A 440-nucleotide genomic window follows, 5' to 3' on the forward strand; every position below is an offset into this window, starting at 1 on the left:
CCCTGGTTGCGCCCGCCCGCCATGGCCTGGCCGGCGGCAACCTGGATCAGGCTCTGCTCCAATTCCCGGGCGCTGCGGGCGAAGCCTTCCTGCTGGCGCTGCCGCACGCTGTCCCGGGTGAAGACGGCGCCATAGGGATAGGCCTGGGGCGACAGCCCGCCGGCCCGCGCCACCAGCTCCGACAGCCGCTCGCCGCGGCGGATGTCGTAGATGCCGGGCCGCAGGAACTCGCCCACCAGCGTCACCGGCCCGCTGTCGCGGTCGCCGAAGCCGCGCGGCAGGCGGACGGCATCGCGCGGCGACAGGCGGATGGCGGCGAAATTGCCGCTGCGCAGGTCCAGCAGGGTGCGCGACAGCGGGATGGCGCCGGCCTGCTCCAGCGGCTCGCGCGACAGCTCGACGGCGGAGAGGTCCACCGTGTCGGTCAGCCCGCCGGCCGC

Annotated in this window: 1 protein-coding gene; it reads right to left on the reverse strand. The window is 75.5% G+C overall.

Annotation, left to right across the window (positions count from 1 at the left end; genetic code table 11):
* The coding region (locus BKE38_RS28720) for an SLBB domain-containing protein (protein ID WP_207553718.1) at positions 1-440 on the reverse strand (440 nt) is incomplete at both ends.

Origin of the sequence: Teichococcus deserti (assembly GCF_001982615.1) — a bacterium.
GTDB classification, from domain to species: Bacteria; Pseudomonadota; Alphaproteobacteria; order Acetobacterales; family Acetobacteraceae; genus Pseudoroseomonas; species Pseudoroseomonas deserti.